19 protein-coding genes are annotated in these 20,778 nt (G+C 45.6%); 8 read left to right on the forward strand and 11 right to left on the reverse strand.

What is annotated here, in order from left to right; genetic code table 11:
* Positions 1 to 17: 17 nt before the first annotated feature.
* Positions 18 to 698 (reverse strand): carbohydrate-binding family 9-like protein, encoded by a 681-nt coding sequence (locus ABW391_RS06390; RefSeq protein WP_353481006.1) that lies wholly within the window; start codon positions 696 to 698, stop codon positions 18 to 20.
* 318 nt (positions 699 to 1,016) lie between these two features.
* Here ABW391_RS06390 and ABW391_RS06395 point away from each other — a divergent pair, with 318 nt between their 5' ends.
* Positions 1,017 to 2,156 (forward strand): DEAD/DEAH box helicase, encoded by a 1,140-nt coding sequence (locus ABW391_RS06395; protein WP_353481007.1) that lies wholly within the window; start codon positions 1,017 to 1,019, stop codon positions 2,154 to 2,156.
* Between the two features lie 184 nt (positions 2,157 to 2,340).
* Positions 2,341 to 2,760, forward strand: coding sequence for a hypothetical protein (locus ABW391_RS06400; protein WP_353481008.1), 420 nt, complete (start codon positions 2,341 to 2,343; stop codon positions 2,758 to 2,760).
* Positions 2,761 to 2,769: 9 nt separating this feature from the next.
* Here the strand turns inward: ABW391_RS06400 and ABW391_RS06405 are convergent, their stop codons facing one another.
* From ABW391_RS06405 to queA, 5 genes are all read right to left on the reverse strand, one after another.
* Positions 2,770 to 3,453 carry a hypothetical protein gene (locus ABW391_RS06405; RefSeq protein ID WP_353481009.1) on the reverse strand — a complete coding sequence of 228 codons (684 nt, stop codon included), beginning with the start codon at positions 3,451 to 3,453 and terminating at the stop codon, positions 2,770 to 2,772.
* A 15-nt stretch (positions 3,454 to 3,468) separates the two neighbouring features.
* A complete protein-coding gene (cmk, locus tag ABW391_RS06410) occupies positions 3,469 to 4,140 on the reverse strand; it encodes a (d)CMP kinase (RefSeq protein WP_353481010.1) in 672 nt (223 codons plus the stop codon).
* Positions 4,141 to 4,252: 112 nt separating this feature from the next.
* Positions 4,253 to 4,477 carry a DUF2795 domain-containing protein gene (locus ABW391_RS06415; RefSeq protein WP_353481011.1) on the reverse strand — a complete coding sequence of 75 codons (225 nt, stop codon included), beginning with the start codon at positions 4,475 to 4,477 and terminating at the stop codon, positions 4,253 to 4,255.
* A 92-nt stretch (positions 4,478 to 4,569) separates the two neighbouring features.
* Positions 4,570 to 5,745: a hypothetical protein gene (locus ABW391_RS06420; protein WP_353481012.1), complete on the reverse strand. Its 1,176-nt coding sequence runs from the start codon at positions 5,743 to 5,745 to the stop codon at positions 4,570 to 4,572.
* A gap of 124 nt (positions 5,746 to 5,869) precedes the next feature.
* Positions 5,870 to 6,934, reverse strand: coding sequence for a tRNA preQ1(34) S-adenosylmethionine ribosyltransferase-isomerase QueA (gene queA / locus ABW391_RS06425; protein WP_353481013.1), 1,065 nt, complete (start codon positions 6,932 to 6,934; stop codon positions 5,870 to 5,872).
* Positions 6,935 to 7,160: 226 nt separating this feature from the next.
* On the opposite strand from queA, the gene ABW391_RS06430 reads away from it, so the two are divergent.
* Both ABW391_RS06430 and ABW391_RS06435 read left to right on the forward strand, forming a co-directional pair.
* Entirely contained in the window at positions 7,161 to 8,417 is a 1,257-nt protein-coding gene (locus tag ABW391_RS06430) for an ABC transporter permease (protein WP_353481014.1), read from the forward strand.
* A gap of 169 nt (positions 8,418 to 8,586) precedes the next feature.
* Positions 8,587 to 9,933, forward strand: a complete 1,347-nt coding sequence (locus tag ABW391_RS06435; protein WP_353481015.1) for a DEAD/DEAH box helicase — start codon at positions 8,587 to 8,589, stop codon at positions 9,931 to 9,933.
* A gap of 7 nt (positions 9,934 to 9,940) precedes the next feature.
* Here the strand turns inward: ABW391_RS06435 and ABW391_RS06440 are convergent, their stop codons facing one another.
* Complete coding sequence (locus tag ABW391_RS06440; protein ID WP_353481016.1) at positions 9,941 to 12,409, reverse strand: helix-turn-helix domain-containing protein; 2,469 nt, start codon at positions 12,407 to 12,409, stop codon at positions 9,941 to 9,943.
* 247 nt (positions 12,410 to 12,656) lie between these two features.
* Between ABW391_RS06440 and trhA the strand changes: the two genes are divergently transcribed.
* The 3 genes from trhA to ABW391_RS06455 all read left to right on the forward strand — a co-directional run bounded on the left by trhA (position 12,657) and on the right by ABW391_RS06455 (position 15,149).
* Positions 12,657 to 13,304 carry a PAQR family membrane homeostasis protein TrhA gene (gene trhA, locus ABW391_RS06445; protein WP_353481017.1) on the forward strand — a complete coding sequence of 216 codons (648 nt, stop codon included), beginning with the start codon at positions 12,657 to 12,659 and terminating at the stop codon, positions 13,302 to 13,304.
* A 73-nt stretch (positions 13,305 to 13,377) separates the two neighbouring features.
* The gene (locus tag ABW391_RS06450; RefSeq protein WP_353481018.1) at positions 13,378 to 14,103 is read left to right on the forward strand and encodes a DUF6503 family protein; all 726 of its coding nucleotides are present in this window, start codon (positions 13,378 to 13,380) and stop codon (positions 14,101 to 14,103) included.
* 8 nt (positions 14,104 to 14,111) lie between these two features.
* Positions 14,112 to 15,149 (forward strand): zinc-dependent alcohol dehydrogenase family protein, encoded by a 1,038-nt coding sequence (locus ABW391_RS06455; protein WP_353481019.1) that lies wholly within the window; start codon positions 14,112 to 14,114, stop codon positions 15,147 to 15,149.
* Between the two features lie 34 nt (positions 15,150 to 15,183).
* Here ABW391_RS06455 and ABW391_RS06460 read toward each other — a convergent pair whose 3' ends face one another.
* From ABW391_RS06460 to ABW391_RS06475, 4 genes are all read right to left on the reverse strand, one after another.
* Positions 15,184 to 16,344 (reverse strand): GNAT family N-acetyltransferase, encoded by a 1,161-nt coding sequence (locus tag ABW391_RS06460; protein ID WP_353481020.1) that lies wholly within the window; start codon positions 16,342 to 16,344, stop codon positions 15,184 to 15,186.
* A complete protein-coding gene (locus ABW391_RS06465; protein WP_353481021.1) occupies positions 16,341 to 17,087 on the reverse strand; it encodes an LOG family protein in 747 nt (248 codons plus the stop codon). The genes ABW391_RS06460 and ABW391_RS06465 overlap by 4 nt, the downstream gene beginning before the upstream one ends.
* Before the next feature lie 191 nt (positions 17,088 to 17,278).
* Positions 17,279 to 18,112, reverse strand: coding sequence for a prohibitin family protein (locus ABW391_RS06470; RefSeq protein ID WP_353481022.1), 834 nt, complete (start codon positions 18,110 to 18,112; stop codon positions 17,279 to 17,281).
* A 461-nt stretch (positions 18,113 to 18,573) separates the two neighbouring features.
* Positions 18,574 to 19,545 (reverse strand): polyprenyl synthetase family protein, encoded by a 972-nt coding sequence (locus ABW391_RS06475; RefSeq protein ID WP_353481023.1) that lies wholly within the window; start codon positions 19,543 to 19,545, stop codon positions 18,574 to 18,576.
* Between the two features lie 100 nt (positions 19,546 to 19,645).
* Between ABW391_RS06475 and ABW391_RS06480 the strand changes: the two genes are divergently transcribed.
* Positions 19,646 to 20,626 (forward strand): YpdA family putative bacillithiol disulfide reductase, encoded by a 981-nt coding sequence (locus ABW391_RS06480; protein WP_353481024.1) that lies wholly within the window; start codon positions 19,646 to 19,648, stop codon positions 20,624 to 20,626.
* Positions 20,627 to 20,778: the final 152 nt, after the last annotated feature.

Consider the following 20,778-nt stretch of genomic DNA (forward strand, 5'->3'; position numbering starts at 1 on the left):
AAATGGTGAGGGATGGATTATTCAATAGAGAGCTTGCCAAACCGCCGAGGTCGGTGAAAAGCAGGTGTTTTGCCACTCAACGTCGAATTCCAGCAAAGGAACGCACAATTGTCAGTAGAGCAAGTCCAATTTTTCACGGTCGGCGCTTTGGTGGCTACAATACGGTAAAAATTGATGCGGTAATCCAGGCTTTTCTCTCCCGGAATCAAAGCCCATGGAATGGACAAGCTTCCCGACCAGGCTTTCTTCGTTTTGCTTGCACTGTGTACAATCTTGCTGGCTTGAGGTTCTACCATTTCCGCTTTGATGTCGCTTTTATCCCCACGGGATGGATTGTGGATCTGTCCAACCCAGATGGCGTTGTTGGGATTGATTTCCAGTTCCAGGTAATGATCTGGGTCTTCTTGTCCAGAGGCGATAAAAACCTCAAACACTTCCTGATTGTACAAAGGTTGATTGTGGATGAGGTAGGTGTTTTGATCAACAAATTCATCCTTGGAGCAGGCAAAGGAGACGTGTAGGTACGTCTCATCCGCTTTGATTTTGACTACAGTGGGGTAATCTGCCGCTTTTCCGTCGGTAGCATGCAAAAAATGAACGTCCTCTAAATCAACCCATTGATTTTTTACGATGCGGATTTCCTTATTTATGTTGTTGTTCATGCCCGAGATTAAAATGAATAGAAGGAGTAGTGTCATATTTACAGAATAAACGTGTTGAACAAAGATAATCAGGTATTGCTTTAACAAGCTTTCAAAAACAAAAACTAGCGGCGCACTGTAAAAAATCTTATCTTTGCAGTGATTTTAATACTTGATGTTGATTTGTAGCTCAAGATACGGAAGAGCCACTTACATTCGTTTTTCCGGCTCGGTATTTTGCCTTGCTCTCCTTGTGATTCATTCAATTTCAGGCTAACTTATTGGCGTACGCTGGAGCATCAATACTCCAGGCTGTATTTCCATTTATTTGCTACTGAAGTAATGTGTCTGAGGTAGCTCCATCAAACTCAACCAATGACTTTTAAGGAATTAAATTTAGTTGATCCCATTCTTGATGCCTTGATAAGCGAAGGCTATACCACTCCAACTCCCATTCAGCAAAAAGCCATCCCCATTCTTCTGGAAAGAAGAGATCTATTGGGTTGTGCCCAAACAGGTACCGGAAAAACGGCTGCATTTGCCATTCCAATTCTTCAATTGTTGTACCATGACAAGGGCTTGCAAAAAGGACCGCGCCAAATCAAGGCTTTGATCCTTACGCCTACCCGTGAATTGGCCATCCAGATTAGTGAAAGTTTCAGCGCTTATGGCCGCAATTGTGGCCTAAGACACGGCGTAATCTTTGGTGGAGTCAATCAATCCAAGCAAGTAGAAGCCATCCGCGGTGGTCTGGACATTTTGATTGCCACTCCAGGGCGTTTGCTCGACTTGATCAACCAACAACTGCTCACGCTTCAGCATTTGAATACTTTTGTGCTGGACGAAGCCGACCGCATGCTGGACATGGGTTTTGTGCACGATGTAAAGCGCATCATCTCCAAGTTACCGGCAAAACGCCAGTCGCTCTTCTTCTCGGCAACCATGCCACCAGAAATTCAGAAACTGGCCAATACCATTTTACACAATCCGATCAAAGTAGAAGTTTCCCCAATTTCCTCCACCACCGAAACGGTTGAGCAATTGGTCTATTTTGTAGAGAAAAGAGACAAAAGAGCCTTGTTGATTCGCCTGCTGAAAAACCCAGAGGTTAAATCTGCACTCGTCTTTACCCGTACCAAACATGGTGCAGATAAAATCAATCGCGACATCATCAAAGCGGGTATTCGTTCCAATGCCATTCACGGCAACAAGTCTCAAAATGCGCGGCAAAGTGCGCTGAGTGGCTTTAAGGAAGGGCGTTTGCGCGTACTGGTTGCGACCGATATTGCGGCCAGGGGCATTGATGTCGACAACCTTAGCCACGTGATCAATTACGACCTGCCCAATATCCCGGAAACTTATGTACACCGGATTGGTCGTACGGGTCGTGCCGGAGCCAGTGGCATTGCAGTGTCGTTTTGTGACAGCGAAGAAAAAGCTTATTTGCGCGACATCAGCAAGCTGATCGCAAAAACCATACCTTCTTTGACGTACCGTCCAGAAATGCAAGTGTAGAGATGCGATTTATCGCGTCTGCTTTTTGCGGATAGAAGACGCGATAAATCCAACTCCTATACATAAAAAAAAGCTTCTATGCATCTCGAGTCAACAGTTGGTTTTTTCAATTATTATTCAGTTCTTTGCAAAATTGAACCATTTTTGAACACTGCTGTTTGGTGCTAATAATAGATTGCCGGGTATGAGCTTAGCAAAAAAAGTAAATTTGATCATTTACCGCTTCCGCGAACGGGGGCTGGAAATATTTCTGGTCAATTCTCCAGATAGCGAAGAGTGGACTATTCCACAAAAAAACGCAGAGGAACACAGTCCTCTAAAAGCGAATGTAGACCGGTTTATTGAACTGGATCCGGTTGAGCCCGAAAATGGCGCTACGGAAGAAGCCTACGCAGTTGAAGGCGAATGGCACGATATTCCTTCCCTCAAATCTATGTTGTTCGAAGATGCTGTCTACCTCAAGGACAAGCTGAAAAACGAAATGGATCAAGGCACGTTTGTTGCCTTCAAGGAGGCGTTCAAAAAAGTGATGCCCCATCAATATGCTTTTCTGAAGGAATTGAAAGATATTTTGACGGATCGGAATTCGGTAAAGGATTTGTAGGCAAGGGTTTTAGTATCGCGCTGAGTCCCTCAATTCAAAGGCCATACTTCGACACCAGGCCAAATAATCCTTCATGTAAAAACAAGCTCGATCAATTTTTTTCTGAAGGAAAGCTTTCTTTTCTTTTGGGAGTTTAGTGGAATCAAGTTTCGGACTCAAGCGGGCGAGTAAAAAAGTAATCCCAGTGATGTGCTGATGTACCGCAGAATCACAGCTCTCCGCAATCGGCTTCTTGAGTTTCTGGCGCGCCAAGATATAATACCTTCCAGCCTGATCCAGGTCTACTGCCAATTTTTTCAAATCAGTTTTTTCCAGTGTTGTTTGGGCCAGGTACAAAGTTTGCAGGCGCAAACCAAGGTTGTAAACACTTGGGTCAATTTGCTGTCTTTCCAGCCGATTTTTAGCTAAGTTCAGGCGAGAATGCAGGTTTTCGATATTTATTTTTATAGCGGTATCGATGGGTCGGTCTAACCATTTTTGGGCTTTTTGCTGAGCCATTGTCAAAAAAGCCAACTGCTTCTGCAAAGTGGAAGTATCCAGCGTTTCCAACCACTGCGGCTGATTCTTTTCCCAACTGCTCCATTGGTGCTCGGTTTTGCGTACCCAATTTTGAGCACTTTGATTGGGTGAGCAGGAAAAAGAACTGGCAATAACCAGCAAAATCAAGAGTTGAAGTAGGTGGGAGAACTTCATAGTCAAAGCAAGGTATTAAATGATTTTCATACGAGAACTTGCCAGCAGTACTCCAATTGCCAATTGTTCTTCTGGACTAAGGTTGCTGTTGTCGATTACAATGGCGTCAGGGGCTTTCATCAAAGGGCTATCAGAACGGGTTGAATCGATGTAATCGCGCTCGTAGAGGTTATGCAAGATCTCTTCGTAATCTACAACCATTCCTAGTTTGAGGAGTTGCAATTGGCGGCGTTCGACTCGGCGTTCGACCGTTGCGGTAAGAAAAATTTTCAATTCCGCGTGGGGAAAAACGACGGTTCCAATGTCTCGCCCATCCATCACGACACCTTGATTTTGAGCAAGCTCGCGTTGTCGTTGCACCATTTTACGGCGCACCTCTGGGATGGTGGCAACGGGACTTACCCTGGCTGCAATCTCCATCTCTCGGATGCGCTCTTCTACGTCCCGTCCGTTGAGCAAGGTTCGATTGCCGGAGGGGGCAAGTACAAAATCCACTTCCGTTTTGGCGAGGTATTCCTGAATCTGGTGGTGATTGAAGAAGTCTACATTGTTTTCTAAAAAAAACAATGTAACTGCACGATACATGGCGCCTGAATCGATGTAGATGAACGCTAATTCCTGGGCAAGCGCTCTTGCCAGGGTGCTTTTACCACAGGAGGAATGGCCATCGATGGCAATTTGAACCATAACTTAATGTTTAGGGTATGGGTGTTGGAGTAGCTTTTATCCAGAAAGGCAAAAAAAAACCCCGCCGTTGGGCAGGGCCTCTATTTCGTGTCTGAATTGGGCGAAACCCAGATCAGAATTCGTCTTCATTGAAGAGGAAGTCTTCCTTGGAGGGATAATCAGGCCAAATGTCCTGTATACTTTCATATATCTCATCCCCCTCTTCTTCCATATCTTGCAAATTCTCGATGACCTCCAATGGAGAGCCATGACGAAGTGCATAATCAATTAACTCATCGCGAGTAGCCGGAAATGGGGCATCTTCAAGGTGAGAAGCAAGGTCTAACGTCCAGTACATATTTGATACAAAATTTAAATGAATGCCAGAATTGAGCGTATGTTTGCAGGGTACGGTAAAAATTGGAGCAAAGCAAGCGAAAAAGTGCAGAATCAATTGAATTGTCCAATTATCTCGTATTCCTGACCTATAAATTCTTCAGGCAACCTGCCGATCTCCGAGGAGTTGGCTGGCCCTGTCGGATCACAAAAGTAGTATTTTCGTCCCTGATATTCAATAGCATCTCCATCAAAATCAGGAATTGATACAGCGATGGTCAAATGATCTGGAAAACCAATGATCAACATCGGCCAACCCAAAAGCTCTTTAACCAAATTGAAGTACAAAGCAGAACGATCTTCACAATCTGAAAACGGATAATGAAAGACCTCGTCGGGAACCATCGGCTTGCTACGGCCAAAAAATTCTTTGTCTTCTTTGTATTTAAAACAAGAACGGGTAAATGCAGTGAGTAGTTCCAACGCTTCAAAACCCGTTTTCCCTTTAATCAAAGTAGTCATTTGTGGAAGCAAACTATTGCGCAACGCTTCTGACATGGGGGCATTTAAATACTCCCTTTCGTCAATCAGCGGATGATGTTCCATAACTCGCACCAAATTTCGATCCAGGCTTACCTCCAAAGGAAAAACTTGTCCTTTAAAGGAAAAATTAATGCTTCTTTTTTCAACCAGCGGTTTGATCCCTGAAGTTCCACCCAAATGAAATGAAAACGCTTGTCCATTTGGTTTAGGTGAAAAATCGAGCAAAAAAACGCCAGCTTCACCCCCTTTGGTATTCTCTAAAGCAGTAATATTTACAAAAGTACGATCATGATCCTCGATCAATGGTGCCTCGTAGATTTCATCTTTGGTGTATACACATACAAAGACGCGTTGATCTCTAAAAGTCACTCGGGTATCAAAACCACTTTCGGAAAGACAAAACCAGATCAGCAAGTTTTTTTCTGCTGCCGATCGTCCATTCAAAATTTGGTCTGTTGCACTGCGCACCATTTCATAAAACAACCAGTCGTTCAGGGCGTATGCATCTCGCTGCCGTCTCAGATCTGCTACCAAGGTTTGATAAGCGGTCTTCAGTAGAAGTGTATAATGGTTTTTGATGCTTTTCCCTTCCACACTTGGCTTGGGCAGCAGCAGCAGATCCGAATTAAAATTGAGTTGTATTTTTTCGGTATAAAAACCAAAGGATACGTTGCGAACTTCCCCAAGAAGAATTTGCTTGTTCAACATCAACAAAATGAAGGCAAACAGGAGAATGGGAAGACGCACAGTTCATAGGTTTTTCAGGCTTCAGGTTTTGAGTTTTGAGTTGCACCGCATCTTAATATGACGCAAAAAATTATTTCCCTTGACAGGAAGAGTTAAGTGTAACTCAAAACCCAGAACTTGAAACCTATATGATCATCATCGAATCACCGTAACTAAAGAAGCGGTATTCTTCTTTTATGGCTTCTTCGTAAGCTTGCATGATGAGTTCGTATCCTCCAAATGCACAAATCATGATCAACAGACTCGATTTTGGCAAATGGAAGTTGGTGATCATCGAACCTGCGATGCTGAAATCGTAAGGAGGATAGATGAACTTGTTGGTCCATCCTTCGGCTGGTTTGAGCAATCCTTCGGCTGAAACTGCTGACTCTATGGCACGCATTGAGGTAGTCCCAACTGCACAAATGCGGTGGTGCTGCTCTTTGGCTTTGTTTACCAAATCTACTGATGCAGCCGGAATGCGAAAGTACTCGGCGTCCATTTTATGTTTGGACAAATCTTCTACATCAATACTCCGGAATGTTCCTAAACCTACGTGAAGAGTAAGGTCAGCAAACTCGATTCCTTTCAATTCCAGGCGTTTCATCAACTCCTTGCTAAAGTGCAAGCCTGCCGTTGGTGCAGCAACCGCTCCAATTTCTTTGGCATAAACAGTCTGATAACGGTCTCGGTCAATTTCCTCGGCATTGCGAATGATGTACTTGGGCAATGGTGTATTGCCTAAAGTAGCAAGTTCTCTTTGAAATTCGTCATCGGTGCCTTCATACAAAAAGCGAATGGTTCTTCCGCGGGAGGTCGTATTGTCTACTACTTCTGCAACCAGGATGTCGTTGTCGTTGTCATCACTGAAATACAACTTATTCCCTACCCGGATTTTTCGGGCAGGATCTACCAAAACATCCCACAAGCGGGACTCATTGTTGAGTTCGCGAAGCAGAAAGACTTCTATTTTTGCTCCCGTTTTTTCTTTGCGTCCATACAAACGCGCTGGAAAAACTTTGGTATTGTTGAAGACCAATACATCGCCCTCATCAAAAAAAGTCAAAATGTCTTTGAAGATCTTGTGCTCAATTGTACCTGTCTGCCGATTGACAACCATCATTCGAGCCTCGTGTCGGTTATCAGCGGGATATTGTGCAATAAGTTTTTTCGGCAGTTCGTACGTGAATTGAGAAAGTTTGGTCCTCATCTCTACAGTTTGGTTTTCCTTTTAATTGTCAAAGATAAAAAGCACAAAGATAGAAACATTGTTGGAATTTGGACTATTTGCAACTTTTTTTGCTTCATCCAACATGATCAATATGCACAAAGTGTAACGTTTAACAGGAAAAAATAGTTGTTGATCGATTGAAAATGACGGTTTGAAAGGCATTATTTATGTTTGTACCATTGTCTCCCACTCTCAATTCATCCTTATGGGCATTTTTTTACGGATTATCTACGAAAGTATCGTACAAGCACTGGGTCAACTCAATTCCAATCGGTTGCGCAGTTTCTTGTCCTTGCTGGGTATCACCATTGGTATCTTTTGCATCATCGGCGTTTTTTCAGCAGTAGATTCGCTGGAAGACAATGTAAAAGGTAGTCTAGCCAAGTTAGGAGATGACGTGATCTACATTCAAAAGATTTCCTGGTCCGACAATCCCGACAACTGGTTCAAGTACCTGCGCCGACCAAGTGTGGATTACGAAGATTACGAAATCGTCAAGTCAAAAGTTAAATCGGCCCAATTGGCGGCATTTTATGTAGGCATCGGTCAAAGAACCGTTAAATACATGAAATCCAGTGCCGATCGCGCTTATATGTTGGGAGTCACTAGTGAGTTTGCAGAAATGTTCAAACTCAATTTTGATCGGGGGCGCTTCTTTTCTCCCAACGAATATTATTACGGAGCAAATAAATGCGTGCTGGGATTTAAAGTGGCAGAAGCTGTTTTTGGCAGCTTGGATCCCATCGGAAAATCGGTCAAAATCAACGGAAGGCGCTACGAAGTAGTTGGTGTGCTGGAAAAAGCAGGGGAGAGCATCATCAACGTGATGAACTTTGACGAAGTCATTTTGGTCTCCTATGAACTGGCGCGCAAAATCGCCAATCTCAAATCGAGCGACCTTTTTCAGGATGCTTCGGTTTGTGCCAAAGCGGGTGAAGGTGTTTCCGTGGTACAGATGAAAGACGAGATCATTGGAAAATTGCGCTCCCATCGCCGCCTGAAACCCAAACAAGACGATAACTTTTCATTGAATCAGCTTTCCATCATCACCAATTTCCTGAGTGGATTTTTCAACGTACTCAATATTCTGGGGATTTTCATTGGCGGCTTTGCCATTTTAGTGGGCATGTTTAGCGTGGCCAACATCATGTTTGTGTCTGTCAAAGAACGCACCCGGCTCATCGGCATCAAAAAAGCCCTGGGCGCCAAGCGATATATTATCCTGCTTGAATTTTTGATCGAATCCATCGTCCTTTGTATACTTGGAGGTATCACTGGTTTGTTGCTGGTAATGGCCGCAATGGCAGGACTTTCGCAAATGTCAGATTCATTTCAGCTTTATCTCTCGGTCAACAATGCCACCCTTGGGATTGTATTGTCAACCGTCATCGGGGTATTGGCAGGGATGATTCCGGCCATGCAGGCATCCCGCATGGACCCAGTAGACGCCATGCGCAAGTAGCGACACCCCTTCGTGGGTGTCGTTGGTATTGGGCGACCACGCAGGGTCGCCCCGACAGGCCTGTTAAGAGGACGAAACGATCCCATAAAAAAGAAATATGTTCTTCATCTAAAAAAACTGCATCTTTGCAGGGAATTTTAATTTTTTGTTCCAAGAAAATATATTGAAGTTGAATTTCACCGAATTTGGCCTACATCCTGACTTGTTAGACGGCATCCAGGCAATGAATTATAAAACGGCCACCCCGATCCAAGAAAAAGCAATCCCTGTAATCTTAGAGGGAAAAGACCTTATCGGCATAGCCCAAACGGGCACAGGCAAAACTGCAGCTTTCATCCTACCCGTTTTGAATGAAATCATCGAGTCTGGAGAAGCCAATAGCACGCAAGCACTGGTCATTGTACCTACCCGAGAGCTGGCCGTGCAAATCGACCAAGTCATTGAAGCCTACTCCTATTTTACTGGAGTTTCTTCCATGGCCATTTATGGCGGTGGGGACGGAAAAGAATTTGCCCAAGAAAAGAATGCCTTTGTGAAAGGGGTAGACATCGTAATTGCCACTCCAGGCCGTTTGATCTCCCACCTCAATATGGGGTATGTCAATTTTTCCAAACTGCGTTTTCTGATCCTTGATGAAGCAGACCGCATGCTGGACATGGGTTTCCAACCCGACCTGATGCGCATCATCAGCAAATTGCCCCAAAAGCGTCAAAACCTCTTGTTTTCGGCTACCATGCCCGATGGGGTGATGAAGTTGGCGCGCACCTTGATGAACAGCCAGCCGATAACCATCAGCATCGCCTTGTCAAAACCCGCTGAAGGGGTTACCCAACGCGCGTATGTGGTTTACGAAGAGCAAAAACTTGCGCTGGTTACAGAATTATTAAAAGACCGCAAAGGCCAACGCATTGTGGTGTTTTGTTCTTCCAAAGCCTCGGTTAGTTCTTTGTACAGCAAGCTGCAACGCAAAAACCTCTCCGTTGGCCAAATGAGCAGCGATGTGGAGCAAGACCAACGGGAAGAAACCATGTTGGCGTTTCGCAACAGCAAAATCGACATCGTTGTAGCCACAGACGTAATCAGTCGCGGCATCGATGTAGATGGTATCGATTTGGTGGTCAACTACGACGTTCCGCGCGACCCCGAAGATTATGTGCACCGGGTAGGTCGTACGGCCAGGGCAGAGCGCAAAGGGGAAGCAATTACCCTGGTAACGCCAATGGATCAGCACCGCTTCAGAAGAATCGAAAAATTGATTGACAAAGACATCGAAAAATTAAGTCCGCCACAAAGTTTAGGCGCTGGCCCCGAATATGCACCGAATGCGCGTAGAGGAACCAGCACTGGCCCTCATTCTCATCGGCCACCTAATGGACATGGTGGTGGACAAAATAGAAATGCTTCTAGTCAAGGTCCAAACAAAAAATCAGGCACCTCGCGCTGGAACAATAAACCCAAGCCCAAAGGTGAACAGACTGGCCCTAGAAGGGACGGGGGTGGACAGAGGCCGGATTAAGTTATAATCAGGCTTCTTCCTCACGAAGTACCCACTCCAAATGCTTCCACACCAACTTGATTTCTCCATAGGAAAACTCATCACCTAAAGTAGCTTTGACCTCCGAATGTGGAGCATCTTCGTGCGCTTTGAGGTAATCGGCTATACTTGCATACTTTTCTTCCGAGATTAGATCAAAAACATCCAATTCTCCCAAGCCCACAAAATGGGCCAAATGCCCTTCAATAGTGCTGGGCACAAAACCACGTGCTACGGCAATTTCTTCGATGCTTTTGCCTTCTTTGAACATTTCTAAGCTCAATAATTTGGAATCTGGTTTTACCGGCTTGGGTACTTCAACCGGATCTGGCAGAAACAGTTGCATCTCTTGCAATTGATTGGAATCCACGTAGTTTTTGACGAGGGTCAATAACGCAGTGCCAAACTGCTTGATTTTAGCCTGGCCAATTCCTTTGACTTTCTTCAGCGCGGCAGTACTGATGGGCAGCAATTCTACCATGATTTCCAGGGCCTTGCTGGGCAATACCAAATAGGGCTCAATTTCATAGGCGGCAGCGGTATCTTCCCGCCATTTGAGCAAGGCGTGGTACAAGTCAGGGTGATTTGTTTTTATGGCAGCGGTGCGCTTTTTGGGTGCAGCCCGGGCTGGCGCGCGCAGGTAATCGATTTCCGCGTTGGCTTTGGTTTGGAGGTACTGCTGGGCCACAAATATCTCCCTGCATTTGCTAAAGCAAGCCGTTTTGACAAACAAGTCTTTGTGCAGGTTATCAAGCGCCTCGGAAGCTGCTTTTTCTACCGTTTTGTTGTCGGTGATCAGCGGGATATCTTTCAGCAAGGGCAACAGTACCGCCCCCACCTTGTCTTCAAAATACACGCAAGCTTTCTGAATACGCTCTTGCAATTCGGCATTGTGCTCGGGGAGATTTCCTTGCAAGAAATACATCTCCATCTGGGGCCTGAATTTTTGCGCAATGCTGATCACCTCGGTTTGGGCTTGTTGTTCCAAAGCCAGCAGTTGAGCTACGGAATCGGTAGACAAGGTATTTTCATGGGCCAAAAAAGTGCGTTTGGCTTGTTCCAAATAGCGTCTCAAGGGGTTAAAATCAAACAACTCCCGGATCAACGTTTGTTGGAATTCGGCTTTGGATTCGGTCAAATGAGCCTCATCTGGGGCATTTTTGTCGGCATCCTCGGTATAGTTTTTGACGACCGTATCTGTACGCACACTTGATTGTACGATTTTGGAGTGCAGCACAATGCCTTCAAAGCTTTTGCAGCGGCTCAGCGCCACGTATACCTGTCCATGCGCAAAGGCAGCCTGCGCATCAATGATGGCCCGCTCAAAGGTCAAACCCTGGCTTTTGTGGATGGTGATCGCCCAGGCCAACTTTAAAGGGTGATGCGTAAATGTGCCAAGGGTTTCTTCCTTTACTTCTTTGCTTTGCTCGTCAAGGGAGTATTTGACGTTTTTCCACTCATCGGGTTTTACGTCAATCTCAAACTGATCACCAGGACATTTTACATAGATGGTTCCATCAGAGATCCTGACGACCTTTCCTATTTTGCCATTGTAGTAGCGCTTGTCTTGTGAAACATCGTTTTTCACAAACATCACCTGCGCATTTACCTTGCACTCCAGGACTTCATCGGTAGGGTAGGCAAAACTGGGGAATTCTCCGGTGATGCTGGCGTTGAATTTATATAGTCTCCCCGGTATTTCAGCTAGCTTATTGCCATTGATTTCTCGGGCGGAAGCGTTGTGGGCAGTGAGGGTGATGTAGGCTTCTTCTTCTTTGGGTTGAAAATTGGGAACGTAACGGCTGTTGAGCAAGCTCAAGACGTCTTCATCGATCTTGTTGTCGCGTACTTTGTTCAGCAGCTCAATAAAATGGCTATCCGACTGACGGTAGATGTGCTTGAGTTCTATGCGTACCGTATCGGTTTGTTGCAGGGCGTGGCTGCCAAAAAAATACGCGGTGCGGTAGTGCTCGCGCAGTAGGTTCCATTCTTCATCCTTTACTACTGGCGGCAATTGGTGCAAATCGCCAATCATCAACAATTGGACGCCGCCAAAAGGCAAAGACCGGTCGCGGTAACGCCGCAGCACTTCATCAATGCCATCCAGTACATCTGAGCGCACCATGCTGATCTCGTCGATGACCAACAAATCCAGGCTTTTGATCAAGCGGATTTTTTCCCCGGTAAAACGGCGCATCCGGCTGGGGTCTTCCATTTTGCCCGGCAAATAAGGACCGAAGGGCAATTGAAAAAACGAGTGGATCGTCATTCCACCAGCGTTGATGGCGGCCACTCCAGTGGAAGCCACGATCACCATCCGTTTGGTTGATTCATTTTGGAGGCTGCGCAAAAATGTCGTCTTTCCTGTACCCGCTTTACCGGTCAGAAAGATATTTTTGCGCGTATTGCGCACATACTCAAAAGCAAGTTCCAATTGTGGGTTGGACTGTGGGTTCATCGAGTTCCGTTTTGCGGTAGTAAAGTTAAAACATTGAAAAGTATTCAAGCCAAAAATCAAAGCTTGAGCACAAAACGAAAGGTTAAATTCAAAATGTAGTTTGTAACGGAAAGGCAAAACAAAAATATGGATGTTTTTTGAATATGCAAACATTCTGGCTAATTTTTTCGCACGGCAATATCCCCTACCCCATTTTCGTTGAGTTCTTTTCAATCATCACGCGCTCCCCAAACTCAAATCAATCATCATGTCTGATCATTCTCCATACCATCCTATTGTATTGAAACAAGAAATTGCCAACAGTATTTCCCACGGTTTTGGCATTTTATTCGGTATCGTTTTTATTCCGTTTTTACTGGCATTGACGGCCAAAAGTGGCAATACCACCGCCACTGTTGGGGTTAGCATCTACGCATTCAGTTTTTTGATGGTGTACACCAGTTCTACCTTGTACCATGGCTTTCAACAACCATTTGTCAAAAACGTCTTGCAAATTCTTGACCACATCAGCATTTATTTCCTGATCGCGGGCAGTTACACCCCTTTCATCCTGTTGTTTTTGTTCAATAGTGCAGGCATCACCCTGCTTTGCATTTTATGGGGATTAGCGTTGGCTGGCACGGTTTTCAAGATATTTTTCATCAATAAATTCAACTTTCTATCCACCATCATTTACCTCCTGATGGGTTGGATGCTGCTGGTGGTGGGCAAAACTTTTTTTGTGAGTGTTCCATCCAACATCCTGATGTTCATCGTGATTGGCGGCATTCTGTATTCTCTGGGCGTGGTATTTTACCTCTGGAATAAGTTTGTGTACCACCACCTGGTATGGCATTTGTTTGTACTGGCGGCAAGTATATGCCATTTTGTAGCCGTTTTGCTAGCAGTCTCCTAAGCGACGTTTACAGTAAATCTCAAAATCTTGAGGTACTCTGTTGGGGCCAAAGTTGTATTTTTGCAAAAAAAACATGCACGCCAAATTAGTTTCTATCCTGGGGTTGTTTCTGATCACCTTTTCCTGTATCAGTCAAAATGTGGAAGACCCCAAAGCCGCCCAAATCATCCAACAATGCATCGAAGTACACGGTGGCCGCAATTACCGCAATTTCGACGTTTCCTTTGATTTTCGGGCTTTTCAGGTGCAACTCAAACAAAAAGGCGGAAAATTCCAGTACGAGCGCAGTACCAAAGATACCCTGGGCAATACCACTGTAGACATCCTCAGCAACGAAGGTTTCTCAAGAAGCATCAATGGCAAAGCCCAAAAACCGGAAGAAAAATACAAGGAGAGTGTCAACGCCCTGGCCTACTTTGTATTATTGCCGTTCAAACTCACTGAACCTGCCGTCAACCTCAAATACGTCGGCGAAAATACCATCGACAAACAGACCTACGACAAAGTAGAAGTGACCTTCGATGCTGAAGGTGGCGGTAGCGATCACGTAGATGTGTATTGCTACTGGATCAATCAAACGACACACACCATGGATTACTTGTCCTATTCTACTGGCGGGCCGCGCTTTAGAAAAGCCATTAAAAGGGCCACGGTTGGGGGTATTGTTGTCCAGGATTACGAAAACTACGAAATCAAAGACACCAAGCTGGCTACCCGCGATTACGACGAGGTGTTTAAAGCGGGCAAAGCAGTGCTGTTGTCAAAAATTGAACACACGAATTTGGTTTCGCACAAATAATCTTTACAATGTTAGCTGCCTACTACGAACAATTCCGTGGCCCCATTCAATTGGCTACGCTACCCGACCCCACTCCTGGCGCCGGAGCAGTGGTAATCCGCGTGCATGCCACCGGCATTTGTCGCAGCGATTGGCATGGCTGGCAAGGCCACGACTCGGATGTGCACCTGCCCCATGTACCCGGACACGAACTGGCCGGAACCATTGAAGTCGTAGGAGCGGGTGTGCGCAAATGGCGGCGAGGCGATCGCGTTACTGTGCCGTTTTGTGTCGGTTGTGGCGATTGCCCGCAATGCCACCAGGGCCAGCAACAAATTTGTGACCATTACTTCCAACCTGGATTCACTGCCTGGGGCTCGTTTGCAGAATACGTAGCCATCGATCACGCCGACCACAACCTGGTGCGTTTGCCTTATGAAATGGACTTTACGACCGCCGCAGTCCTGGGTTGTCGCTTCATTACGGCCTGGCGGGGAGTCACCGCGCAAGGTCGGGTGCGAGGAGCAGAATGGGTAGCAGTGTATGGCTGTGGTGGCGTAGGCTTGTCGGCCATCATGATTGCCGCTGCGTTTGGCGCACAAGTGATTGCAATAGATATCGATGAATCAAAACTGGCCCTCGCCCTGGAGTTGGGTGCGGCAGCTGGAATCAATGCCCGATTATCAGATGACGTGGTTGGAATGGTACGCGAAATCAGCAAAGGCGGTGCACACCTGTCGGTAGATGCCTTGGGTAGCCACGAAACTTGCCGCAATTCGATTCTCAGTTTGCGCAAGCAGGGGCGTCATGTACAACTGGGCTTGCTCTCCGGCAGCGAAGCCAATCCGCCTCTGCCCATGGGTGCCGTGATTGCCAACGAACTAGAAATCATCGGCAGCCATGGCATGCAAGCCCACCAGTTTCCAGGTATGCTGGACATGATCGTCTCCGGGAAAATTCAACCCCAACGGATGCTGGGAAAAGTGGTCAGCCTGGAACAGGGCATCCAGGAACTGATGGACTTGAATTCGTTTAAGGGAACGGGCGTGACGGTGATTGGGTTTTAGAGCATGCTCTTAAGGGGGAGAATTTTTGAAAAAATCACAACCCATACCGCCGCACCAACCAAATCGTTGGTACCGCAATGGCACGCGTCATTGCCCAGGGCAAGCGACGGAAAAAGGACAAGTGCCGATCGTAAACCAGGTTGAACTCCAAAAAAGCCTGTGCGCCCCGCAAGCGCTTGAAGTGGGCAGCGCCCGAACTCATGTTGAGCAACATGCCTTGTTTTTCGGCTTCCAGCATGGTTTCCATGGTGAGCAAGCGGTACAAACCTTCTTTTTGGGGGTACGCTTGATCGTAACCAATCAAGGGGTTGATCATCACGCCATCCAGGGTAAAATAACCGGTGAAAGCCACGATTTTTTCTCCATGCCACAACGCTTTGATGCGGATGATGCCACCAGTAAACAAGTGTTGAATAAATTCCAAACTATACTGTGGATTGAGCCGCGCATATTTTTCCAAATACAACTGATTGTACAATTCCAGGATGCGCTCAAGGTGGACTTCCTCCCCAACTTGCAGTTCAGACCAGCGCAAGTGCTTTTGCTTATTGGCCAATCGGGTGTCGATTTCCAGGGCGCGTTTGAGGCGATGTGCGCCTTCGTGGGCACGCAGGAGGTACACCTGCCGGCTGAATACGGCTTTATAGCGCAGGTTTTTCAAAGCTTCGTACCAGGCGGGGTAAACTTCAGGACAAATGGAACGAAAAACCAGCGCTCGATCTGGGAATTGTTTTAGAAGAAATTGGTGCAAGGCATCCAGATCGTAGTCGATGGTTCGGGGGTATAAATTCGTAGAGAAAAGCAGGTTGTCGATCAAAACGACCTGGTCAAATTTTGCCCTGCGGCATATTTTACCCAACAAATCAAATACTTGGTTGGCCAGAAAATTGAGCCAACGCAGCTTGCCCAGTTCCAGTGCGGTTTCGTAGCGGCCATAATCTACGTATTGCCCGTAGGGCGAGGCTACATAAGATTCATCAGGGAAAGCAGCTTGCTTCTGCGGCAGGACGAGTCCCAATACCCGCGCACCAGTACTCAACAACTGCACTTCTGCATGTACATTCTGAATGAGTTGGTTGGTTCCACGAACCATCAACGGCAAGTAGAGCGCCTTGATTAACGCCGCATTCTCGGGATTTTCATCCAAAAAATCATTCAGGTTTCGCGCGTCGCTCAAAGTAAAACCTGTGCTCATTCTCCTGATTTCCGTTTGGCCATTTGAACGAGCTTCCATTCTCCCAACCAACTATTGGCCTTTTTTTCCGGTTGTAAATTGAATTTGGCGATGGTATTGTCGCGGATGTAATTGGTTGCTTCCTGGATGTCGTCAGTTGCGAGGTAGAGCTTCAGGTCACCTGGAGCAATCGCACCATAATTTTTCATCAATTCGATGTGTTCCAGGATTTCCTTATGGTAAGCGGTATCGAAGATCACGATCGGGAAATCAAAAATCTTGTGGGTTTGGATCAAAGTAATGGTTTCAAAAAACTCATCGAGGGTACCAAAACCACCTGGCATGATCACAAAAGCGTAGGAATATTTGATCAACAAGGTTTTGCGCACAAAAAAATAGCGGATGGTTACCCACTTGTCCAGATAAGGATTGTGTTGCTGTTCCATTGGCAAGCGGATGTTGCAACCTACGCTACGGCCACCTACGTCTTTGGCGCCCCGGTTGGCGGCTTCCATGATGCCTGGGCCACCGCCGGTCATGATGGTAAAACCCAGTTTGGCCAATTCACCAGACAATTCACGGGTTTTCTGGTAATCTTTGGTTTCTTCGCCAAAGCGAGCAGAGCCAAACACGCTAATGCAAGGCCCTACAAAATGCAGCGCACGGAAGCCTTTGATGAATTCATAAAATACTTTCAGGGTAAAACTGAATTCTTGCCAACGCGAGCGTGGGCCTTCTAAAAATTGGATTTCGGTATTCGGCATGAGCTGAGTGATTGTTATTTAGGCTAGGAAAAGCGTTGCAAAGTAAAGCAAGGATTTTCCCCGATCAATAGACTGCCAATGATAAGGAAATTAAAATTGAAAAAAAAGGGTCATAAGTTTGAGTACTTACAACCCTCCTAATTTGCTAAAGCAGTTTGTTGTGGAAAAGACCTTTATTGCTAAGATTACATTTAATTTCCGTTGCGCAACATTGTGTTTGTACCTGATGGTGACCCATTTACATTGGCATCCATCATTAATGGCATTCCTTTCCCATCTGTAATCACAATTTTTGTATTTGGTGATTTTGCCAATTCCATAAATGCTTCAATGGCTTTAAATTGCAGTAATTCCTGGGTCAAACCTTGGCTGATGATGTTTTGGGCATCGCGAACACCTTGTGCCTGAATTCGCTTGCGTTCTGCTTCGCGCTGCTCTTGTTGTAAAACAAATTCCATGCGCTGTGCGCCTTGTTCGGCCTCCAACTTCTCCTCAATGGCTCTGGCAAGGCTTTTGGGCAACTGGATGCTTTTTAGTAATACAGACTCCACCTTGATGCCTTTCTCATTCAGTGTTTTGTCCATCAGTATACGAATTTGTTCTTCAATTTGGGCGCGTTCTCCAGTATGCATGTCCTTGGCAAAAAACCGCGAACTTACATCTGCAACTGATGAACGAAATACAGGCAGGATGAGGTTTCTTTCAAAATCAGGGCCGATTTGTCGCAGTACATCAGCGGCCCGATTGCCCTGGACATTGTACAAGATGGAAACCTCAGACAGGATCGTAAGCCCTTCTTTGGAAGGAATGCTCAGCGAAACTTCCAAATTAACTGTTTGTGTCGGTACTTTAATTACGGTTGTAACAAACGGATTGAAGAAGCGTAAGCCATCATTAATCGGGCGGTCACTGTATTTGCCCAATGTTCTGCGCACGCCTACTTCTCCCTGACGTACAACGGTACAACTGGCGGCTATGCAAAAAACCACCAATCCTAAAGCAATTTGGGAAATGAGATTTTTCATGTCTGGTGAATTTTAAAGTAAAGCTATTAAATTAGATTGTTTTACTTTTAAACGACTGTCTTTTCTTTTTGTTCAGTATATTCGTTCAATAAAATGAATTTTCACAAAATTTTAACAAAAAAAAGCATTGATAAATTGATTTATATTTTTAGAATAAATTGATCTAATTATGAGCACCAATGGGAAAAATTGATTTTCGTGAATTTAGGCAGGAGAATCTAGAAGTGAATAGTTAAGGTGTGTAAAAGTAATTTTAACAAAAAAGGGGCTGAAGAATATTTCCTCAGCCCCCTCTGAAACTTGCAAAAAACGATAGTATGAATGAACAAAAAAAAGACTAATAGCTAAAATAATTAAAGTAAAGCTATCAAAAGTAAGTCTAATACTATCAAGTATATTGCATAAATTTTTGTTCACAAAATTTTCTAGAATTTTTAACTTTTTTTCAAAAAAAGCTTCCATCAGGAAATGCGATCTAGTAGCGCATGTGCCAGACTCTCCAGTGCGATCCGATTGGCGGCAGGAATACTCAACGCACTCAAGTGGGCAAAGGCATCATTCTGGTATTGGGTTTTGGTGTCCTGCGCTTGTTGACGAATGTTCATTTTATCGAGCAATGCCTTCACTGCATTGATTTTACTTTTTGGATCTATTGTTGGGGTACTCATTAGAGTCGCTAAAGTACTTCGATCGGGATCGGAAGCCAATTCTTGAGCTTTGAGGATCAAATAGGTCTTTTTGTTTTGTACAATGTCTCCACCAATTTGTTTTCCAACCGCCGCTGCCTCACCATATGTATCCAGGATATCGTCCTGCAATTGGAAGGCGAGGCCGATGTTGCGTCCAAACTCGTATAAGTGTCGAACATCTTCGGCACTGGCACCAGCAGCCAGTCCAGCCATTTCCAGTGCTCCAGCAATCAAAACCGAAGTTTTGAGTTCAATCATGTGCAGATACTCGGGGATGCTGACATCGGAGCGGGTTTCAAAGTCCATGTCCATTTGCTGCCCCTCGCATACCTCGCGAGCGAGTCTGTTGAATACTTTCAAAATATCCGTCATGCGGTCAGGAGCATCCAAAAGCAGCAGGTAATCGTAGGCATAAATGAGCATGACATCTCCTGAGAGAATTGCCGTATTGAGGTTCCATTTGGTATGCACGGTTTCTTTTCCCCGCCGCAAGGGAGCAGCATCCATAATGTCGTCGTGTACCAGCGAAAAATTGTGGAAAATTTCAATGGCATAGGCCAATGGCAATGCAGCTTCGTAATTGGGATTGAACAATTCATAGCCCATCAAAGCCAAAATGGGCCGCAGGCGCTTGCCTCCCAACTCCATGATGTAATTCACCGGATTGTACAATGCACTGGGTTGCCCATCGAAAGGGTGCTGTTGGCGGTAAGCTTCAAAAGCCTGGTAGTACGATTCAACCATGTCAAATGTATGTTTTAGGGGATTTGGTGGGCAAATATACAGTTCCTCGAAACAGGAATAGCCCTATCTTTGTTCTTGTTAAGCAAAATGAAGTTTAATTATGAAAAATATTTTTGACCTGATCATCATTGGCGGTGGCCCAACGGGCATCAACTGTGCCATTGCCGCCACGGAAGCAGGCATCAGCCACCTGATTTTGGAAAAAGGCGTAATGGTCAACTCCTTGTATAACTTTCCGGTCAACATGACTTTTTTCTCCACTTCCAAATTGCTGGAAATTGGAGGTACTCCCTTTATCTCGCACAGCGATAAGCCCACCCGTCGCGAAGCCCTGGAATATTACCGACGTTTGGTAGAAAAATACCAACTCAACCTGCACCTGTTTGAAGAAGTGCAATTGATGGAACGCAACGTTGATCAGTTGTACCATATCCATACCAGCAAGGGCGATTATTTTGCGCACAGCGTGGTGGTGGCGATCGGGTTTTACGATACCCCCCGCTTGCTCAATGTACCCGGCGAAGAATTGCCCAAGGTCAAACATTACTTTGATGATCCTCACCCCTACGTTGGCCAAAAAGTGCTGGTCATCGGCGCGCGCAACTCCGCTTGCGATGTGGCGCTTGAAACCTATTACAAAGGCGCAGAGGTAACCATGGCCATCCGTGGCGAAGCCCTGCACGATAAAGTGAAATACTGGATTTTGCCCAACATCGAAAACCGCATCAAGGATGGTTCCATCAAAGCATATTTCCATACCCGAGTACTGGAAATCCGTCCCCGAGAGGTCGTTTTGGAAGGCCCGGATGGCGTTTTTACCATCGAAAATGATTTCGTGTTGGCCATGACTGGCTATCAGCCCAATTATCCTTTCCTTGCCAAGTTGGGCATCGCCGTCGATCCAGCCGGAGATTGCCTACCCGTACATGATCCCGAAACGTTGGAAACCAACCTTCCCAATGTATACCTGGCCGGGGTCGTTTGCGCCGGAGCCCGCATCAACAAACTCTTTATCGAAAACACCCGCGATCATGGCGAGATCATCGCCAGACAAGTGAAAGAAAAACTGGTTGATGCTTAAAAAATACCCGATCAAAAGCTGTAACCTTTCTCAATATTCACAGTATAACACTAGACAGACAACGAAAAACACCCAGTTCATATCATTTGTTAAATAAAACTTGGCGCAAGCAACTATTCACTGAAACTTTGCATCATTCACATATGGACGAG

It is taken from the genome of Haliscomenobacter sp. (genome assembly GCF_040403615.1).
Taxonomy (GTDB): domain Bacteria; phylum Bacteroidota; class Bacteroidia; order Chitinophagales; family Saprospiraceae; genus Haliscomenobacter.